Genomic DNA, 19726 nt, shown 5'->3' on the forward strand with positions numbered 1-19726 from the left:
TATTGTAAACATATTCAGTTATCATGCCTTACCAGCATATACTTATATCAATTAAATGGGGTTCTATTTGTCACCGTTAAACATTCATCGCATATATGGAATGAACGTAGAAACGTCATTTGCTTTACCCGCTCCCTTCGCTAATGCCGGTGCAGATATATCCATAATGCAAGGAGTGGTCCCCAATGTGTTATCAGCACAATTTACAACTCAAACTAGGCTGCAATTTGATGGTGAAAAAGCACTTTTTAAACAAGCTCTTTTTGGGTGTTTCCTTCTAGAAAAAAAAGGCTTAATCACTGTAGACTTCCCGACTACATTAACTGAACCGCATGCCATAACGGCTACACTCGGTTCAGGGCTCGGCATGATGTTACATCTTAGGGGCAACATTCCACTTCATGGTATCGCAATTGAAACCCATAAAGGCGCAATAATAATATTGGCAGAAAGCGGTTGCGGAAAAAGCACTTTAGCAACGTCTTTACTACTAGCCAATATCAATATATTTGGTGACGATATTGTCGCTTTGCATCAAGACAGTCACGGTATATTAAATGTACATCCATCCCATAGGCGTTTTAAATTGTCACCAGAACAGCTAGAAGCGATGGGGATTGATACAACACAACTGTCAAATACTGCACCTGGTATTAATAAATTCGGTTGGGATATCCCGTTGGAGCTAATGGCTAAACAGGCGTTACCGATTGTAAAATGCATTCATCTTCAACCTGAACGCTTAAAATGTATTCAGCCTAAAATCACCCCAATTAATCAGCTTGAATCATTCACACGACTTCGAAAAAACGTATATCGCCCAAGATTAATAGGCGCATTCAAGCACGAACAGCAATTCTTCTTGTTGAATCAAATTCTTCAACATCAATGTAAAAGCTACACAATGCAACTTCCAGAAATATCTCAATTCACTTCATACAAAGAGTATGGTGAGGTTATCGCAAGTCAACTGTTGGCGCTTTAGTGGGAGTAACAGCAAACTGGCTACTCTGTGATATTAATAACGGTAATAATGGTGCTTGTGCAGTATATTGAAGAGGGTTAACTCCCCAATTTATGTTTCCTTCAAGTAATACCACTTCAGTATCGGTAATAACCACATCCCACCCGACAGTATGAACATCTGCACATAAACTGTGAGCAAGTGTTATTTCATCAACTACAGACGGCCAAAATGGTATTGTCACCCGGGTAGTTAAATCAACTCTCATGACTTTGGCACAATAGTCTTGGTCCAATATCACACTGCCATTTAATACATCAATTGCAAACACATTAAACCGTCGATGAGAATCATCATTTAGCTCAAGATTACCGATGACTAAGTGACATTTACCCTGTTCTAGGCAACTTACAACCCTCAACGTGATGGTTTTATCACTATCCTGCCAAGTACTCATTTCAGAATGATGACTCAATAAAGGTTGAACTATATATTTGCATGCTGGCAATAATGCTTTAACAGCATTAAGCCCTTCATCTCCGTAATACTGTTTGCCTAAATAATCAAATTGCCAATCGGTATCATGTCTCGTTAGGCTAACGCAGCCTATACTTCTGGATGCTGATTCCGGTTTAATAAAAACGTTATCAGACAACTTTAACCACGCTTCTATAGCCCAATTATCGTGTAGGTTAACACTATCAAGGGTAGCAACGGTTTGACCGCCAGCTTTAGACAAGCGCTGAGCAAAGGTTAATTTATTACTCAAAAAAGTCTGTGAGGTTGGACTAATAGCATTAAATTGATATGTGGAATGAAAAAAAGGTAATTGAAAATCAAATACGTATTGCCACCATAGCATTGAAGAAGTCTGATAAAGTTTAAAGCGATAATAGTCAAAACCAGAAATACCTTGACCTAATCCTGCCCTCAACAAACCGAATATTTGTAAAGGTATGGATACTCCATCATCAATGGCTTGCTGATTAAATTGAAGAAACGATCGATACGCAGCGACCCAAAACCAACAAATATACCAGCTAATCAATGAGTAAATAAAACTAACCAACAAAAATGGTTTTTTTTGTAAAGACCGCAACATTACCCATCGGTGTAATTTAATATAGTCGTCACACGGTAAACCATATCGCCAACTTAATCGGAATAATGGACGCTTCCTTAATAATAAAGCCCTAATTTTGTTTTTAATCGACATTGGCATTTAAGCACTAACCTTAGTTGCAAAATCACATTGTGAACAACAATAACAACCAACCACTGAGTGATGTTTAAAACCATTATCACCCGTGATAAACAGCTGATTACAGCACACCCATGCATGCGCTTTCAAACTGGTATTTTCACGCCGTAAACCAAAATACAAACGATAGGGTAAACCAAACATCCCAAGTAAAACACGCGCAACAATTGCTTGCGCAAAACAGTTTGCATGCCAAGGACAATATCGAGCAGTATTAACCACTAAACGAGAAATTTGACGAGCACGCTTCAGTTGTAGTTCACTTAGCTTTGTGATGACTAGAGGCTGGGTATCCAAACCAGCAACTGACACACCTAAATAGGGGGCGACACGTGCAAATGGGAAAATTAGCACTATTGCTCTGGCAATTCCAAGTGATGTCCAGGCAAAAATAAAACCAATTTTAAAAAACAATTCATGCTTTTTAAAAGCTCGTAATTTTTGATATAAGAATTTCATTGTTAGTTACTTCATCGCTCATTGATAAGTCTTAACCATTTATTTTTCGTGTAACGAAACATTTTTATAAAAGGTAACAGTAGCTTAATATATCGACCATCACTTTTTGCATAATGATCTATAAATGCTTTATCGCTATCGTTTGGACAAAACAACAAAAAGTTAAAAGCTTTGCATCTATGCTCAAATTTGCTGTTAATAAGCACCGGATATATAACCCGTTTAATTGAAGCGATAGAGCGATATTCACACAGCCATGAATCACTAATCCAACTACAATAACTTTTTAAGCCAACAAAACCTTTAGGTGTAACAGCAATATCAAGATACTTTGCCATTAAGTATTCACACGCAATAACCTGACGAGTAATCCCAAACTTATGTGCTTCCGCCCACTTTACCTTATCCCAACCAGGAATATGCTGATTAAGTTTTTCATAATAAAATGCTAAATCAATTAGCCATTTAATTCGATGGCAATTTGACTTCATAGCATGAACACACAAGTAAAGGTATTCAATAATCGACACGCCTACCAACCCATCTAATAAGGATGAAGTAACCGCCTTAGAAAACTGCGTATCCTCATTATTTACTCGAGTATGAAGCTCAATGACTGGTAAGCCGAAAGCTTGATATCCTTTGTCCTTGCTAAAAGCCCCACGAATAACACTGCCTGGCGCAATATCAGTAAAGGCATCATTGATGGGCTTATAACCATATTTTAGTAATACTTGCTCTGCTTTTATAGCGTCTTGTTCTGAAATCAATAAATCAATATCTCTAGAGAAACGACAATTAAGATCACCATAAAGACGTAAACTTAAATCTATGCCCTTAAAAAACTGATAATTAACCTCAACGTCATTCAACTGCTTAGATAACTCTGACTGCACTTTAAATTGTTGTAATGTTTTTTGCTTACAATCAGCTGCAGCAGCACTTAACCATAGACGGAAGTTTAGTGAAAAATTGTCTGCATCAAGCTTTTTTACCGCAGCAGCAGCAGCAGCCAAGTTCCACACTCTATGGCGCTCAATAAGCCACTTGAGTTGTTCTTCATTAGAAAAGTCTAACAAAGCCAGCTTGAGTACCGAAACTGGAGTTTTTGAATTGCACAAGCACAAAAATGTTTTTAATAACGACTCATCTGACGGGGTCATAGATTTCTTTTTAGTTTAAAACTTATTGTTAACACAGAATACACAATACTTTCACCAAAGTCCTTCCCACCTCCAACTTGCGCTGAAAAAAATGCCACTCATTAAAAATGAATGGCATTTTTTAAATGTTAAAACGTAAGCGGTCAATTAATGCCAATAGCGGGATCATTCCAGCCAATACTCACTTCAGATTCAGGGCAATAGTAATCAGTACATTTATAAATAAATTCCGCCTGATCGCTTGTGACATAAAAACCATGCGCAAAGCCTTCAGGGATCCACAATTGACGTTTGTTGTCGGCAGACAAATAAACACCGATCCATTGACCAAAGGTAGGTGAGCCTTTACGAATATCGACACTCACATCAAACACTTCACCGCTCACGACACGTACCAGCTTTGCTTGAGTGTGTTTTGTTTGGTAATGTAAACCGCGTAATATTCCCTTGTTTGACTTTGAATGTTTATCCTGAACAAAAATGGTAGGCTTGCCTGTCACGAGTGCTTCAAACTGTTGCTAATTCCAAGTCTCCATAAAAAAACCACGATCATCACCAAACACGGTTGGCTCTATTATCTTCACATCAGGAATTTTCGTAGCGATGACTTTCATCGTGAATACTCTTCAATTCTGACTAACGCTGCTTGCCAATCACTTTGAACGATACCAAATTCTTGCTTAATTTTATGACAATTCAATCGTGAATTTGCTGGACGCTTTGCGGGAGTTGGATAATCTGGAGTTGTTATCGGGTTAACTTGAATTGATTGCTTCAACACACCTTGCGCTAACGCCAGTTCGAATATCTTTTCAGCAAAAGCATGCCAGCTTACATAAGGAAAACCTGAATAATGATATAGCCCATAAGCTTGATTACCATCAGCCAGCTGTTTCGTGATAATCATAATAGCGTTGGCAATATCCCCCGCATAGGTAGGGCCGCCAAACTGATCAGCAACAACATCTAAGGTATCTCTGGTTTTACTAAGGCGCAGCATGGTGTTGACAAAATTATGCCCATGCTCAGCAAATGCCCACCCGGTCCTTAATATAATATGCTGCAAACACGCTCGTTTAACGGCTTGTTCACCAGCGAGTTTACTACGGCCATACTCACTTTGAGGTTCGGTGTTATCAGACTCTACATACGCGGCAAGACTGTCACCAGCAAAAACGTAATCGGTCGAAATATGAATAATAGTGGCATTGATATTATTCGCGGCAACGGCAAGGTTAAATGGTCCATCACGGTTAACTGCATAAGCCAATTCGCGCTCTTGTTCGGCTTTATCAACCGCAGTATAGGCTGCAGCATTGATAATGATATCCGGAATGAACTCAGCAACAACGTTATTGACATTAATAAGGTCTGTAATATCAAGCTGAACACGATCTAATGCCAACAAGGTGACATCAGGCATAGTGCTAAGTTGCTTAACTAAGCACCTACCCACTTGGCCATTTTTACCTGTGACCAATATTTTCATATTTAAGCCTCGTTAATTAAACGATCTAAATATTGACCATAATGATTATTCATAATCATTATCTTTATAGGTAAAAGTAACGCTATTTCAGTAGGTTGATCTTAATTTAACCAAGCATTACGGTTAAATTAAGATCAACAAGATAAATTTAGGTTCGCCACTTTTTAGAAAGTGGCGAACAAGCTAGTCTTCAGGTTTTTACCTAAATGTTATGCACGAACCGCTTTAGCTATATGCTCTGCTTGTGCTTGTGACATTTCAGGATCTGTTGATTCAACCATTACGCGGATTAGCGGTTCAGTACCGGATTTGCGTAATAACACACGACCTTTATCACCTAGAACCGCTTCTGCTTCAAACACTGCTTTTTTTACAGCAGCAGAGGCTAGGATCTCATTAGCATTGTTAGCGATTAAACGCACATTAAGCAGTACTTGAGGTAACTTTTTCATACCCGATACTATTTCAGCTAATGACTCGCCAGATTGTAATACCGCTTGTAATACTAATAGTGAGGCCACAACAGCATCGCCAGTAGAGGCATGGTCAAGGTGTAAAATATGGCCAGAACCTTCGCCGCCTATGCGCCAGCCAGTCTGTTTTAATTGTTCAACCACATAACGGTCGCCCACTTTGGCGCGTTTAAACGGAATATCCATTTCTTTTAACGCCATCTCAAGGCCGAGGTTAGACATTAACGTGCCGACTACACCGCCTGTCATTGTACCTTGCTGTTTGGCCGACTTAGCTAAAATATACAAAATTTGATCGCCGTCTACTACATGGCCATTATGGTCAACAAACATCACCCGATCTGCATCACCGTCCATCGCAATGCCTAAATCAGCTTCATGTACCATAACTGCTGTTTGCAAACTGTCTAAATGGGTCGCACCGCAATGGTCATTAATATTGGTACCATTAGGTTTATCATTAATGCTAATAACCTCAGCACCTAGCTCACGGTACACATTGGGCGCAATATGATACGCCGCACCGTTAGCACTATCGACGACAATTTTAAGGCCTGCTAAGGTTAAATCTTTAGCAAATACGCCTTTACAGAACTCAATGTAACGACCAGCAGCATCAGTAATACGACGGACTTTTCCTAACAATTCAGATGAAACACATTCCATCGCATTATGATTTAACGCCTGGTCAAGTAACGCTTCAATTTCAAGCTCTTGCTGATCATTAAGCTTAGTGCCCGAATTTGAGAAAAACTTAATGCCGTTATCATAAAAAGGATTATGTGACGCACTAATCACTACACCTGCATCGGCACGGAATGTAGAGGCTAAATAGGCCACTGCTGGAGTTGGCATAGGGCCAATTAATGCTACGTTCACACCAGCAGCAGATAAACCTGCTTCAATAGCTGATTCGAGCATATAACCGCTACTACGAGTATCTTTACCAATCAACACTTCCTGGGTACCGGTTGAGGCTAATACTTTGCCCGCAGCCCAACCTAACTTCATAGCAAAATCAGGCGTAATAGGAAACGTCCCCACCTTCCCACGCACACCATCGGTGCCAAAATACTTACGAGACATAAAAATACTCCAATATAAAAAAAGGTTCTAGGCCCCCGTCCCTAAACGCTTTTATTGGGGAGCCAGGTATTGCCGTAGATTTTAGGTTCTAGGTACTCGCCCGTCATCCTCAAATGCTTGTATTGGGGATTTAGGTGTGCCCTTGAGTTTGGCTTTGTTGATACCTTAAAGCGTAAAGCAAACACCTGGATTCCGGCTTAAAAAGCTTCACCGGAATGACAGAGGCTTTCGTCATCCCCTAATGCTTGTATTGGGGATCCGGGTGTAGCCCTTGATTTTGGCTTTATTGATACCTTAAAGCGTAAAAACAAACACCTGGATTCCGGCTTTAAAAGCCTCACCGGAATGACAGAGGCTTTCGCTATCCCCAAATGCTTTTATTGGGGATTCAAGAGTTGCCTTAAATGTTAGCTTTAGGTTCTATCCGCTTAGTATCCTAGCAGCGAAGCTGCTCTAGGCTTTTGGCTAATTCCAAAAAACAAAAAACAAAAAACCAACTACGTAGAGTTGGTTTTGGTATTAACAATAAATCAATGTTTACTGTTCAAGCATAATTTTTTCAATACTTTTTTTGAAATCTGCGCCTAACTTAGCATCACGTAAACCATATTCAACAAAAGCATTCATGTAGCCTAACTTGTCACCACAATCATGCGACTTACCGGTCATGTTAAATGCTTCAACAGTATCTTGTTCAATCAACATATCAATAGCATCGGTTAACTGAATTTCATCACCTGCACCTGCTGGTGTTTTTGCAAGCAATCGCCATATCTTTTCAGATAACACATAACGACCTACTACAGCTAGATTAGACGGGGCTTCACCCACTTCAGGTTTCTCAACCATTGCGTTAATTTTAGCAGAATCACCTGGTGTTATCTCAACACCATTACAATCGGCAATTCCGTATTTATTGACGTCACTGTCTGGCACTGGTGCAACCATAATTTGGCTAGCAAATGTCGCTTTGTAACGCGCGATCATCGCAGCTAAGTTTTCTGTTTTTTGATTAGCTGTATATTCATCTAGAATAACGTCCGGTAATACCACTGCAAACGGGTTATTGCCAATACACGGATAAGCACACAATACCGCATGACCTAAACCTTTAGCTTCGCCTTGACGGACATGCATGATGGTAACATCTTTAGGACAAATCGCTTGGACTTCTTCAAGTAGCTGACGTTTTACACGTTTTTCTAATGTGGATTCAAGCTCGTAGGATTTATCGAAGTGGTTTTCAATCGCATTTTTACTGGCATGAGTGACTAAGACAATTTCTTTAACACCGGCAGCCACACACTCATTAACAATGTATTGAATTAACGGTTTATCAACTAAAGGCAACATCTCTTTAGGAATCGCTTTGGTTGCAGGCAACATGCGTGTACCAAGACCCGCCACGGGGATAACAACTTTCATCTTAAATCCTTTTTATAATTAATCAGAACCAAATAAATCACGTGTATAGACTTTATCAGCTACATCAAGGATCTCATCAACCATACGGTTAGATACAATCACGTCAGAGAGAGACTTAAATTCATTAAGATCTTTAATCACTTTAGAGTGAAAAAACTCATACTCGTTCAACACTGGTTCATAAACAACCACTTCAACGCCTTTTGCTTTAATACGCTTCATAATCCCTTGAATACTTGAAGCTCTAAAGTTATCAGAACCAGCCTTCATAATTAAACGGTAAATCCCCACACGTTTAGGATTGTGTTTTAAAATTGATTCAGCAATAAAGTCTTTGCGAGTAGAGTTAGAGTCAACAATAGCACCAATTATACTGTTAGGTACATCTGCATAGTTCGCTCTTAGTTGCTTGGTATCTTTAGGTAGACAGTAACCACCATAACCGAATGAGGGGTTATTATAATGATTACCTATACGAGGATCTAAACACACGCCTTCAATAATTTGCTTTGCATCTAAACCATGGGACTCAGCATAGGTATCAAGCTCATTAAAGTATGCTACACGCATTGCAAGATAGGTGTTTGAGAATAATTTCACTGCTTCAGCTTCGGTAGAATCAGTAAATAACACTTCGATATCTTTTTTTACTGCACCTTGCACCAACAAATCAGCAAATACTTTAGCACGCTCACTTCGTTCTCCCACAATAATGCGCGACGGATATAAGTTGTCATGTAATGCTTTGCCTTCACGTAAAAACTCAGGCGAAAACAAGATATTATTGGTGTTAAATTTCTCGCGTACGCTTTTGGTATAACCCACAGGAACTGTAGACTTAATAACTATGACAGCACTAGGATTAATTGCTAAAACATCACGAATGACGGCTTCAACTGAATTTGTATTAAAATAATTAGTTTGCGGATCATAATCAGTTGGTGTCGCAATAATAACAAAATCTGCATTTGTATAAGCTAACTCTTTATTTAAAGTTGCAGTAAAGTTTAATAATTTATTTGATAGAAAATCGGATATTTCAGTATCTACAATAGGAGATTGCCCTTTGTTGAGTAACTCAACTTTATCCTCAACAATATCAACCGCAATAACTTCATTATGCTGAGCGAGTAACATCGCATTAGATAGGCCAACGTAACCAGTCCCTGCTATAGTAATTTTCATATATGAACCTAATTTATTTTAAAATGCGTTTTAAAAATTTACTTGGAACACCACCATAAATACCTTCTTCAGTATGTTGCCCCGTGAAACAAGAATTTGCCGCAACCAACGAGCAAGACGGGACATTTGCCCCAGCAACGACTGTACAATTTGCTCCAATCCATGAACCTGAACCGATCATAATAGGCGAAGATATAGAAGTTCCAAACCTAAAAGAATTATCAAGGAAAGAATGATTACCAGACACAATAACTGAATTAAACCCAACCATAACCTCGTGAGAAAAAAACACATCTGTAACAGCATTAACAATAACATTAGGTGCTAAATAGACATTATTTCCAACGCTAATTTTCTCTAAATTTCTAAGAATAACAGAAGATGAAACTTGAAAATTCCTTCCACACTTTTTCATGCCGAAAGAGTAAAAAAAACCTCGGATTCTCATAATTATTGGTTGGTCAGGAAAAAAAATAAAACATAATCTAACAAACCATGTATAAATCAATAAAAATTTATGCTTCATTTAACATCCTATTAATTCGATTTAACTATATTCAATAATAATTTTATCCAATAGTCTTGATTTGATATATTTGCCATATTTTGTACGTTAATATGAACATTAGATAGCAAACTAGGTGATGAAACAAAAGATGCAAGCTGTCTAGATAAAGCATTAACATCACCTGGGGGAAAGATAAACCCATTCTCGCCATGACGAACAAAAGCGTTAATGCCTCCAACATCAGAAACAATTACAGGTTTATGGTGTGACCAAGCCTCCATTATCACTCGCGGAAAGCCTTCATAGTTATTGTTTGACGGTACAACCACAATATCGGCACCAGCATACAATTGATTCAATTCAGAATGGGGTAACTGACCAGTAAAAGAAATTAGTTCATGCAACTGTTTGTCATTTACTACTTTTTTTGCATCAACTAAATCGGGTCCATCACCAACAAAGATAGCCATAACACGTTTATTTTGGCGTGAAATAGCCTCAATCAAATCAAAAACACCTTTATCAGCAACGATTCGGCCAACAAACAATATATTAATAGTATTGCCATTCAAATGTTTAATATTAACCTGTTCTGATATAACACAAGAAGGTTTTATCATCAGGTCAACAAACTGGTATGTATTCTTTGAGTATTTTTTACTAAAATTCTCAAGAACATCTCCAGTGCAAAGATTAATTGAGTTTTTGTGGCTACATATGTTTTTTAGCTTAAATCTAATCAGCTTAGAAAAACAAAAAGCCATAACTTTGTTAAAACCAGAATATTTTTTATCCTTCCACGTGTTTGATGCATCAGCACACATGTGATGTAATACTTTTTGATTTAAGCGCAAAGCCGTTAAACCAAAAATAATGCTACCAATTGAGGGGGTTCTTATCCAAAAAAAATCACCAGAATGTTGATTAATAATATGTTCTGATCGCTGAACATACCCCCGATAAAACCCTCTTTTAAACAACGACTTAACAACAAAATCCTTTGTTGACTGATAACGAGGAAAGGGATAAAAATGATCAGCAACAACGGTAGTGCTTGTCCCTGTGGGTTTATTACCACTAGAAGGAATAGCGGAAGATGCTACATAAACATTTTCACAACCGATCGCATCCTGTATAAAAACTGCAGAGGTTGGTTTTGCATAATAATAACCTTCAAACTCTTCGTAGGTTTCACCAACAAAAGCAATAATTTTCATAACTTACAATTACCTTTTGAAAACTTATAATTTAAAAATACGGCTAAATCAATAATAAAACACGTTGCTACTGCAAATGTATGAGTTAAAGTTAAAAGTGGATGAGCACCCGCTGTACCAAAAATAATAAAACTTAAAACAATTACAAATGTGAACAAAAATCTACCAGAAACACAAATAGCTAATAAAATAAAACAATATAAACCTTTTAAAATAATACCAAAAGAACCGAACGCTCCATAAAACCAACTCCACCATGGATACAATACATTAGCCAAAAAAGGGCGTCCAGTGACTTCACTATGTCCTAAAACATGCAGATATGAAACAAAATCCGAATCAATTGGATTACTTAGTGGGGATAATAAACGACTAAAATATTCCGCTATGTAACCGAAAAATGGAAATAAAACCTTTTCTCCTCCTACAGAAGCATCAATAGAATACTCTGCTAGATAATAAGAGTAAGCACGATATTGAAAAACAGTTCTTAACATATCAGAAAATGCACCGAAACCGTCTGTTATTGGCCTATTTTGCAAAAAAACAGTAGATAGAATTGCAATAAAGATCATTAGGATAGTTAAAAACAATAGCCAAAAAACTTTCTTATAACTCTTACTAAAAATTAGTAAAATCAAATAAAAACCAATTACATACATTAACTCCGATCTAGAAGCTGTTAAAACGATAGTAAACAACAGTCCAATAGTAGCAATTAATTTCAAATAAAGATTTGAATTAAAGAAAAAAACGAACGGAAAAAGCATTTTAAAAAAACCACTGATAAGCATGTAAGAAATACCACCAGTACCGTATTCTTGTAAAAGCTCATGCCTTGGGATACCTAACAAAATTAATTGAAAGGATTGACTAGCCAAGTACCCTGTATAAATAAGAACCAAAAGAAAAACAATTCTATACTTATTAAAAAAACTTACATAGTCATTTTGAAAATGAGAGTTTGCATTCATAAAAAAAGAAGGAAATCTTATTTTTATAAAAAAAACAACAAGAATACTAACGAATAAATCTAAAGTACTATTTATAATAACAAATTCAGGAATTTCGACAGTAAACCCACCAACCGTCGAGTAATATATAGATAATACGTGATAAAGAATGGCAACAGAAACTATAGTTAACATAATTATTTGATGCTCTTATTACGTAATACCCTAATCAAAAAATTAGGCAATATATATTTCAGCAACCTTAAAATCAAAATAGTAAAGAATTCTCTTAAAATACTGTTTATGAATGAGTACTTTAAACTCAAGAGTAAATGTTTGTGAGCTATCATAGAACGAATTATAACTAATGATTTAAAATTTAAAATGGCTGTTGAAGACAAATAACCGTTATACAAAACCAACCAATTTATTGAAAAATCATAATCATTTAATTTAGGTATTTGGATAAAGTCATAAGTGATATCATGAAGCAAAATAAACTTAACACCAACAGACTCAAGAGATAAACAATACTGATAATCCTGATGACGTTTTAAATCATCGAACTGAACTAACTTCGCAGTATCTCGATGCAAAAATATTCCACTGGTTTGAATAATCTCTTTTTCTATAAATAAGTAATCACCAACACGCTCATTAGGTTTAATTTCTCTTCGCGGTCGAATAAACGTTGAATCACCTTCAATAATTTTACATCTTGAATAAATTACAGGATGAGAAACAGTGTGACGAGAATCTTCATATAAAGAAAGTTGTTTAATCAGCTTATCTTTATACCATACATCGTCATAATCTAAAAAGGCAATAAAATTACCTAATGACGCATCTACGCCAGTATTTCGAGCTATACCACCGTTGCTGTTTTTAGAATGTCTAATAATTTTTATTCGAGGATCATTCAATGAAGACAATTCAGATGAAGCACTCAATGGGGAGCAATCATCGACAACAATAATCTCAATATTTACGTTTATTTGCTCTAGAGCACTTTTCACAGACGTTATTAGTAGACCAGATTTATTTGAATAAAAAGGAATGACAACTGAAACTAAGTTATGAACACGCATATATATCATCGTTTATTTTTATAATGTTTGCCTGTCACAAAGGCTAAACAAACATATTGGAATTGATAGGTACGTTTCCGACTAATGATTAACTTTAAAATATCTTTAATCACAAATGAAAAAAGCTTAATTATGGCGTTTAAAAATGGGTAATAATGACGTAATTGCAGTCCTATATCATAGGATCTTTCTTTCAACTTAAATGTAGAGTACCCATTCGACTCAAGCCTAGACAATGAATGACTAAATCCATTTAAAATACAAAGAGGTGTTTCAACCTTAAGATTACATAATCTAAAGAAAAAAGATGTGTCAACGCCATACAGATAAAATCGCTCGTCAAAAACAGAGTTGAATTGACCTCTGAAGCGGTTAACTACACTCCGCCCAACGACCAAACCACTTGCTATGCCCATTACAGAACTATAATTATTAATTATGATATTTGGAGTTAAATCCAAATTATCGATTGTCGGACTAACAATATAATTGTATGTTTTTATTATTGGCACTCCAACACTTTTTGAATCAACATATTTTAAAGATTCAAAATAGTCAACAGACAAATCGCTATCATCATCTAAGAAAATATATTTATCAGCATTATTAAAGTTAATTGCATGATTATATATTACGGAAAGTGCTGAATTGTCTAAAGTTTCAAAAAATTCAACTTCACAATCAGATTTAAATTCAAAACATTCTTTATTAAAATCAATACTACAAGGACCATTATTCCAAACAATTATCTTAGAACCTGAGAAATCAAAACCTGACTTCAATAAAGCATTAAGAGTTTTTGATTCCGATAATATTTTATTATAAACAACGACTAATATTACGTAATTATACATTTAAACGTCACCGTCTTTATCTGAATAAAAAAAAGACAGACACTCTTTGACAAACAAACGCACGTTATCTTCTGATTTCGCATGTTCATTATGTACATGTTCAAAAACTTTATTTTTAGTTTCAGCAGCCCAAGATAGTTCGCTTTTTGATATTCCGTAAGCAATACCATATCTATCTTTTTCATCTGGATACCATTGGTTTTTAGTTACACCATAACCAGGAATTACTATTGATTCACAGCCGGATAGGATTGCGAAAATAGAATAAGCAGTATAATCATCATATGACAAAAACCGTTTAGACTGTCTAAATATATCACCGATTTCTTTATGGGACTTACCATCCAATAAAATAGAGCTATCTTCGTGACAAAAAGACTTACATTTACCTTTACGAATTATATGACAATCAGTACTTTTATTTATATTGGGATCTTCATAATAATAATCTAAAGGATAATAAATCACTTTAAGTTCCAAAGATGAAACTTTCGAATAGCAATAATCAAAGTCCTTTATTGCTGTATTAAACTTAAAATATAATTCATTCTTACCAAAACAAAATTCATTATTAAAGTGCCCCGGTTGATGTAGAAACCACCTGACTACATTTTTTGCTCTGAGTGGATTACCGTGTGTAACTTCAGGATAAACAGTAATTGCCGATGTATCACACCTAACATCATTTAAGATACCAATTGGAGTATTCCAATTATTGTTTGTATTAAACAAAGTGAACCTGTTAATTAAAGCGTATTTAACACTAACTAAAAAAGACCTTAATGAATAAACATTTAATCTCTCTAAAACCCTAGGGATTAAAAAAGCCTCAACACCATCAATTTCATTTAATAAATGACATAATCTATGAAGAACAACAGAACCACCACTATTTTCATTATAACTTGGAGCATAAACATAAAATTTTGTATTTTTCATCATAATTTAACCAATATTTCTATAACTAATTCTCAGCCTACCTTGGAAGATATTTGGAATAAACTTAAAACACCACAAGTAAAGTACCAAAACACATAAGACTGAAGTACCTAACGCTAAATAAACATCTAAGTACAACCTTTTAAATCTAAAAAAATTTGCAACATAAAAAAACAAATATGAGATTAATATTGAAGGTATTAACTTATAAAAAAATACTATGTGAAAGCGGTTAAAGTATTTAAAGAAATTAAGGTTAGCCCAAAACAAAAACAAAAATAGACAACTAAAAAAATAAAAAACAACTATACCATTTGCTTTGTACTCTTTAGCAATATAAATATTAAAAACAATAACAATAATACTAAAAAAAGTATAAAAAATAGTATGCCATTTTAATCTCCCATGGCTAAACAAAAGCAAAAAGCAAAAGTTTGATAACACAGTTAATACAGCTCCAGTGAATAACAATGGAACATAAGACATAACAACATCTGCCTTATGCTCACTCCCAAGCCATATAGAGATAAAATTATTACCAAAATAAAACACGATAAAACATGCTGGTATTAAAAAGATTGATAGATATAAAAAAGAATTTTCAAAAACCCTTGTATAACCTGAAAAATCCTTAGCAGCATAAAGGGATGTTAATCTAGGTTGAAGAAATTGATTTATTGGAGAAGAGAATATATTTACAACTGACACAACAGAAATAGCAAGAGTATAAAATGCATAATCAGATAAAGGCATAACACTTGTTAAAGTTAATTTGTCAGTTTGAGTCACTAAAACCCATAAAATAGATATAAAAGATAACTGAAAGCCAAATTTTATAATACTAGAAAAATCAGACTTTACTACATCAACAACATTTCTAGTGTTATTTAGTAAGAATTTCCTCGTATTAACCAATAAGAAAGATGAAAAACAACCTAAAACAACTAATCGAAAAGCCGATGAAACTGTTTGAAATAAAAAATATGAAATAATTTTATCATCGGCATAATATACATAAACAAGAGCAAGAGGGTTACTTATTGTTACAAATACAATGTCGATGACTGAAAGGAGTATATGCTTCTCATTTGCTAAAAGTATACTCCTAAACGGGCCTTGTAAATATCTGAATGAAAATATAACAAACATTAACGCAATACAATTTGATGTTAAACTCATATCTAATGTAGTATCAAGCCAATTAACGGCTAGATAATCAGAAAATAAATAACCAAAAATACTTATTAAAAAACCAACTAAAAAGAATATTAAAAATAATTTCTTAAACAATTCTGAAAAACCATCAAATGATTCGGCATCATTTTTTGTCAAAATACATTGACGCGTCATTACCCCACCAATACCAGCATCTAAAACTTGCAAACATGCTTGTAAAACAACAAAAACGCCTATAAGCCCATATGCTTCAGTACCTAATGTATTTAAGAAAAATGGTACAAGAATTATTGATACAATAGCCATATAAAATCGGCTAATATATATCAATATTAAATTTAACTTAGTTTTCATTAAAAAACAATTTAATTAAATTTATTACTACTTTTTGCTCTTCATTTGTAATACCGTAATAAATAGGTAATCTTAATAATCTTTCGCTCTCACAAGTTGTATTTAAGTCATCACCAACAAACTCGCTGAATTTCTCTCCAGCCAATGATGAATGCAAAGGTATGTAATGAAAAACAGCCATGACATTATTGTCTTTTAAAAAATTAATCAATTCAGTTCTTAATTTAATACTTTTCACTTTTATATAAAACATATGACCATTATGAATGCAATCTTTAGGAACTATTGGTAAATCTATAGCTTCGATGCAAGATAACTCATCAGAATAATAATTCCACGCATTTAACCTTTCAGATAAAATATTTTCGGCGTGTTCTAATTGCGCGAAAAGATAAGCCGCTTGAATATCAGAAGGTAAATAAGAGCTTCCTAAATCAACCCAACTATATTTATCAACCATTCCTCTAAAGAAAAGACTTCTATTAGTACCTTTTTCTCTTATTATTTCAGCCCTTTTCACATAATAAGGATCATTAATAATTAATAAACCACCTTCTCCACCACTAGTATAGTTTTTAGTTTCATGGAAGCTATATGTTCCAAAATGCCCAATAGTACCAAGATGCTTACCTTTATATGAAGACATCATACCTTGTGCAGCATCTTCAATAACAAACAAATTATGTTTTTTTGCAATAGCCATTATTGAGTCCATTTCACATGGCACGCCAGCATAATGTACAGGTACTATAGCTTTTGTTTTTGATGTTATAGCTTTTTCAATTAAAGTCTCGTCAATATTCATAGTATCCTTACGAATATCAACAAACTTAATTTTTGCTCCTCTAATTACAAATGCATTTGCAGTACTTACAAATGTATAACTAGGCATAATAACTTCATCGCCAGGTTTAATATCTATCAGAATAGCGGCCATTTCTAGTGCTTGAGTACAATTTGGTGTAAGCAATGATTTTGAACCAATAAATTTATGATCAAACCAATTATGACATTTTATAGTAAATGGTCCATCACCAGAGATCTTTCCACTCTTAAGCGATTCATGGATATACTTTTCTTCATAGCCTGTAAAAGGTGGTTTATTAAAATTTATCACTTAAAGTATCCTTAATAAAAACATTTTCTAGTTCTAACATTTTTTTGCTGCGTTCTTTAATTCTCTTACATGGGCTACCAACATATATTCCCCATGCTGCCGTTGACTTATTGATTAAAGTCATAGCACCGAATGAGCAGCCCTCACCGATTTCAACTCCCGGCATAACTACAGAGTTTGTACCCACAATAACTTGTCGATTCATTTTTACAGATGAAAATGTTTCATTTTTAAAATTTTTAGGTATAAGTGAGCCAACCATTGTATTTCCACTATAGTCATCTGACTGAGCAAAAATTTTAACGCCATAAGCTAAAGTACAAAAGTCAGAAATAATGACTCCAGGGATACCGCCTGCAATTAAACACATTGGCGTTATATGTACAAACCTACCGATTGATACTTCACCTGATACTATGCAAAAGTCATCTATCCTAGAATAATCACCAATAGATATTTTTTCACAATCATAAAAACTAGCTTTATTACTAATTTTAACGTCAGTACCAAGACTTCTAAAATTAAGTTCTTTTAACTCATCAGAGGAATAGTAAGCCACATTGACTCCATTATTTTTTATTGTTAAACAAATCGATTTTAGTTATAAATTCTTTAAAGCTATGTCCATGAGAATCTTTATTAGAAAGTAATGGTGAACTACATATAGGCCAATCAATGTTTACGGATTTGTCATCCCATGCCAAAGTAAGCTCACTTTGAGGGTGATAGTAATCAGTGCATTTATAAACAAATTCTGCACTTTCACTACATACATAAAAACCATGAGCAAAACCTTCTGGTATCCATAATTGTCTTTTGTTTTCGGCAGATAAATATATACCAACCCATTGACCAAACGTTTCAGATTCAGTCCTGATATCAACCGCCACGTCAAAAACTTCACCAGATATTACTCTTACTAATTTCCCCTGAGTATTTAGAGCTTGATAATGAAGCCCTCTTAATATTCCTTTTTTTGACTTTGAATGATTATCTTGCACGAATTGAGTTGACTTAAGAGTTACTAAATCTTCAAACTGTTTTTGATTCCAAGTTTCCATAAAAAAACCACGTTGATCACCAAAAGTAGCAGGCTCGATGATTTTAACGTCCGCAATGGTTGTATCAATGACTTTCATTTATGAATACTCTTTAATTCGCATCAACGCAGCTTGCCAGTCACTCTGTTTAATACCAAATACTTTAAGTATCTTGTCACAACTTAACCGTGAGTTGGCCGGTCGCTTAGCTGGGGTTGGATAGTCTAGCGTTGTTATTGGATTAACTCGAATAGGCTGGATAAGTACGTCTTGGTCCAATGCTTTTTCAAATATTTTGATTGCAAAACTATGCCAACTTACATAAGGAAAGCCAGAAAAATGATAGACGCCATAAGCATGATTACCAAGCGCAATCTGCTTAGAGATTGTAAGTATGGCCTTTGCTATATCGCCCGCATACGTAGGACCACCAAATTGATCAGCAACGACACCTACCGACTCTCTAGTTTTAGCAAGGTGAAGCATAGTTTTAACGAAGTTATTACCATGCTCACCAAAGACCCATGCAGTTCTTAATATAATATGTTTACAACAAGCCTGAACAACAGCTTGTTCGCCTGCTAACTTACTACGACCATATTCACCTTGAGGAGCGGTCACCTCTGACTCAGTATAGCTCTCAGGGCTATCGCCATCAAAAACATAATCGGTCGAAATATGAATAATAGCGGCATTGACTTTGTTTGCTGCATGCGCAAGATTTTGTGGCCCCTCTTTATTGATAGCGTGGGCTAACTCAGATTCTTGTTCTGCTTTATCTACAGCAGTATAAGCGGCTGCATTAATTATTATATTAGGCTGAAACACGCTAACTATTTTATCAACTTGTATTGGGTCTGTTATATCAAGCTCTTCACGGTCTAATGCTAAAAATGTTAGCTCAGTGTGTGCTTCTAGCAGATCCACTAAACATCTACCCACTTGACCATTTTTACCCGCTATTAATATTTTCAT

19 protein-coding genes and 1 pseudogene are annotated in these 19726 nt (G+C 35.2%); 1 reads left to right on the plus strand and 19 read right to left on the minus strand.

The window, feature by feature from the left end:
* Positions 1 to 67 precede the first annotated feature (67 nt).
* Positions 68 to 985, plus strand: coding sequence for a phosphoenolpyruvate carboxykinase (ATP) (locus tag AAEY99_RS04905; RefSeq protein ID WP_351009455.1), 918 nt, complete (start codon positions 68 to 70; stop codon positions 983 to 985).
* Here AAEY99_RS04905 and AAEY99_RS04910 read toward each other — a convergent pair.
* The 19 genes and pseudogenes from AAEY99_RS04910 to rfbD (AAEY99_RS05000) form a co-directional block, all read right to left on the minus strand.
* On the minus strand, positions 957 to 2066 hold the full coding sequence (locus AAEY99_RS04910) for a sugar-transfer associated ATP-grasp domain-containing protein (RefSeq protein WP_351009458.1): 1110 nt from the start codon (positions 2064 to 2066) through the stop codon (positions 957 to 959). The genes AAEY99_RS04905 and AAEY99_RS04910 overlap by 29 nt on opposite strands.
* A gap of 120 nt (positions 2067 to 2186) precedes the next feature.
* Positions 2187 to 2684 carry a lasso peptide biosynthesis B2 protein gene (locus tag AAEY99_RS04915; protein WP_351009461.1) on the minus strand — a complete coding sequence of 166 codons (498 nt, stop codon included), beginning with the start codon at positions 2682 to 2684 and terminating at the stop codon, positions 2187 to 2189.
* Between the two features lie 11 nt (positions 2685 to 2695).
* A complete protein-coding gene (locus AAEY99_RS04920; protein ID WP_351009463.1) occupies positions 2696 to 3847 on the minus strand; it encodes a nucleotidyltransferase family protein in 1152 nt (383 codons plus the stop codon).
* A gap of 149 nt (positions 3848 to 3996) precedes the next feature.
* A pseudogene (gene rfbC / locus AAEY99_RS04925) lies at positions 3997 to 4461 on the minus strand (dTDP-4-dehydrorhamnose 3,5-epimerase); the annotation flags it as partial.
* A complete protein-coding gene (gene rfbD, locus AAEY99_RS04930) occupies positions 4458 to 5336 on the minus strand; it encodes a dTDP-4-dehydrorhamnose reductase (RefSeq protein ID WP_351009464.1) in 879 nt (292 codons plus the stop codon). The gene rfbD (AAEY99_RS04930) and the pseudogene rfbC (AAEY99_RS04925), both read right to left, overlap by 4 nt.
* A 209-nt stretch (positions 5337 to 5545) precedes the next feature.
* Positions 5546 to 6895: a phosphoglucosamine mutase gene (gene glmM, locus AAEY99_RS04935; RefSeq protein ID WP_351009466.1), complete on the minus strand. Its 1350-nt coding sequence runs from the start codon at positions 6893 to 6895 to the stop codon at positions 5546 to 5548.
* 537 nt (positions 6896 to 7432) lie between these two features.
* Positions 7433 to 8320: a UTP--glucose-1-phosphate uridylyltransferase GalU gene (galU, locus tag AAEY99_RS04940; protein ID WP_351009469.1), complete on the minus strand. Its 888-nt coding sequence runs from the start codon at positions 8318 to 8320 to the stop codon at positions 7433 to 7435.
* 18 nt (positions 8321 to 8338) lie between these two features.
* A complete protein-coding gene (locus tag AAEY99_RS04945) occupies positions 8339 to 9505 on the minus strand; it encodes a nucleotide sugar dehydrogenase (RefSeq protein WP_351009471.1) in 1167 nt (388 codons plus the stop codon).
* A 13-nt stretch (positions 9506 to 9518) separates the two neighbouring features.
* A complete protein-coding gene (locus tag AAEY99_RS04950) occupies positions 9519 to 10031 on the minus strand; it encodes an acyltransferase (RefSeq protein WP_351009474.1) in 513 nt (170 codons plus the stop codon).
* An 11-nt stretch (positions 10032 to 10042) separates the two neighbouring features.
* On the minus strand, positions 10043 to 11230 hold the full coding sequence (locus AAEY99_RS04955; protein WP_351009477.1) for a glycosyltransferase family 4 protein: 1188 nt from the start codon (positions 11228 to 11230) through the stop codon (positions 10043 to 10045).
* The gene (locus AAEY99_RS04960; RefSeq protein ID WP_351009479.1) at positions 11227 to 12378 is read right to left on the minus strand and encodes a hypothetical protein; all 1152 of its coding nucleotides are present in this window, start codon (positions 12376 to 12378) and stop codon (positions 11227 to 11229) included. Before AAEY99_RS04960 ends, AAEY99_RS04955 begins: the two co-directional genes overlap by 4 nt.
* A 2-nt stretch (positions 12379 to 12380) precedes the next feature.
* Positions 12381 to 13271 carry a glycosyltransferase family 2 protein gene (locus AAEY99_RS04965; RefSeq protein ID WP_351009482.1) on the minus strand — a complete coding sequence of 297 codons (891 nt, stop codon included), beginning with the start codon at positions 13269 to 13271 and terminating at the stop codon, positions 12381 to 12383.
* A 5-nt stretch (positions 13272 to 13276) separates the two neighbouring features.
* The gene (locus tag AAEY99_RS04970; RefSeq protein WP_351009484.1) at positions 13277 to 14125 is read right to left on the minus strand and encodes a hypothetical protein; all 849 of its coding nucleotides are present in this window, start codon (positions 14123 to 14125) and stop codon (positions 13277 to 13279) included.
* Positions 14126 to 15067, minus strand: a complete 942-nt coding sequence (locus tag AAEY99_RS04975; protein WP_351009486.1) for a WavQ — start codon at positions 15065 to 15067, stop codon at positions 14126 to 14128.
* A 3-nt stretch (positions 15068 to 15070) separates the two neighbouring features.
* Positions 15071 to 16594, minus strand: a complete 1524-nt coding sequence (locus tag AAEY99_RS04980) for a lipopolysaccharide biosynthesis protein (protein ID WP_351009489.1) — start codon at positions 16592 to 16594, stop codon at positions 15071 to 15073.
* Positions 16584 to 17711, minus strand: a complete 1128-nt coding sequence (gene rffA, locus AAEY99_RS04985; RefSeq protein ID WP_351009492.1) for a dTDP-4-amino-4,6-dideoxygalactose transaminase — start codon at positions 17709 to 17711, stop codon at positions 16584 to 16586. Before rffA ends, AAEY99_RS04980 begins: the two co-directional genes overlap by 11 nt.
* On the minus strand, positions 17698 to 18270 hold the full coding sequence (locus AAEY99_RS04990) for an acyltransferase (RefSeq protein ID WP_351009494.1): 573 nt from the start codon (positions 18268 to 18270) through the stop codon (positions 17698 to 17700). Before AAEY99_RS04990 ends, rffA begins: the two co-directional genes overlap by 14 nt.
* 10 nt (positions 18271 to 18280) lie before the next feature.
* Positions 18281 to 18850: a dTDP-4-dehydrorhamnose 3,5-epimerase gene (rfbC, locus tag AAEY99_RS04995; protein ID WP_351009497.1), complete on the minus strand. Its 570-nt coding sequence runs from the start codon at positions 18848 to 18850 to the stop codon at positions 18281 to 18283.
* Positions 18851 to 19726, minus strand: coding sequence for a dTDP-4-dehydrorhamnose reductase (rfbD, locus tag AAEY99_RS05000; RefSeq protein WP_351009499.1), 876 nt, complete (start codon positions 19724 to 19726; stop codon positions 18851 to 18853).

Source organism: Shewanella sp. S1-58-MNA-CIBAN-0166, assembly GCF_040310085.1.
Taxonomy (GTDB): Bacteria; Pseudomonadota; Gammaproteobacteria; order Enterobacterales; family Shewanellaceae; genus Shewanella.

What these genes read in the sequence shown, in the direction of transcription:
- AAEY99_RS04975 (WP_351009486.1), bottom strand. Translation starts at nt 15,067, where the DNA reads ATGATGAAAAATACAAAATTTTATGTTTATGCTCCAAGTTATAATGAA.
- rfbD (WP_351009499.1), bottom strand. Translation starts at nt 19,726, where the DNA reads ATGAAAATATTAATAGCGGGTAAAAATGGTCAAGTGGGTAGATGTTTA.
- AAEY99_RS04920 (WP_351009463.1), bottom strand. Translation starts at nt 3,847, where the DNA reads ATGACCCCGTCAGATGAGTCGTTATTAAAAACATTTTTGTGCTTGTGC.
- AAEY99_RS04915 (WP_351009461.1), bottom strand. Translation starts at nt 2,684, where the DNA reads ATGAAATTCTTATATCAAAAATTACGAGCTTTTAAAAAGCATGAATTG.
- AAEY99_RS04950 (WP_351009474.1), bottom strand. Translation starts at nt 10,031, where the DNA reads ATGAAGCATAAATTTTTATTGATTTATACATGGTTTGTTAGATTATGT.
- AAEY99_RS04980 (WP_351009489.1), bottom strand. Translation starts at nt 16,594, where the DNA reads ATGAAAACTAAGTTAAATTTAATATTGATATATATTAGCCGATTTTAT.
- AAEY99_RS04945 (WP_351009471.1), bottom strand. Translation starts at nt 9,505, where the DNA reads ATGAAAATTACTATAGCAGGGACTGGTTACGTTGGCCTATCTAATGCG.
- galU (WP_351009469.1), bottom strand. Translation starts at nt 8,320, where the DNA reads ATGAAAGTTGTTATCCCCGTGGCGGGTCTTGGTACACGCATGTTGCCT.
- AAEY99_RS04955 (WP_351009477.1), bottom strand. Translation starts at nt 11,230, where the DNA reads ATGAAAATTATTGCTTTTGTTGGTGAAACCTACGAAGAGTTTGAAGGT.
- glmM (WP_351009466.1), bottom strand. Translation starts at nt 6,895, where the DNA reads ATGTCTCGTAAGTATTTTGGCACCGATGGTGTGCGTGGGAAGGTGGGG.
- AAEY99_RS04910 (WP_351009458.1), bottom strand. Translation starts at nt 2,066, where the DNA reads ATGTTGCGGTCTTTACAAAAAAAACCATTTTTGTTGGTTAGTTTTATT.
- AAEY99_RS04960 (WP_351009479.1), bottom strand. Translation starts at nt 12,378, where the DNA reads ATGTTAACTATAGTTTCTGTTGCCATTCTTTATCACGTATTATCTATA.
- rfbC (WP_351009497.1), bottom strand. Translation starts at nt 18,850, where the DNA reads ATGAAAGTCATTGATACAACCATTGCGGACGTTAAAATCATCGAGCCT.
- AAEY99_RS04965 (WP_351009482.1), bottom strand. Translation starts at nt 13,271, where the DNA reads ATGCGTGTTCATAACTTAGTTTCAGTTGTCATTCCTTTTTATTCAAAT.
- AAEY99_RS04970 (WP_351009484.1), bottom strand. Translation starts at nt 14,125, where the DNA reads ATGTATAATTACGTAATATTAGTCGTTGTTTATAATAAAATATTATCG.
- rfbD (WP_351009464.1), bottom strand. Translation starts at nt 5,336, where the DNA reads ATGAAAATATTGGTCACAGGTAAAAATGGCCAAGTGGGTAGGTGCTTA.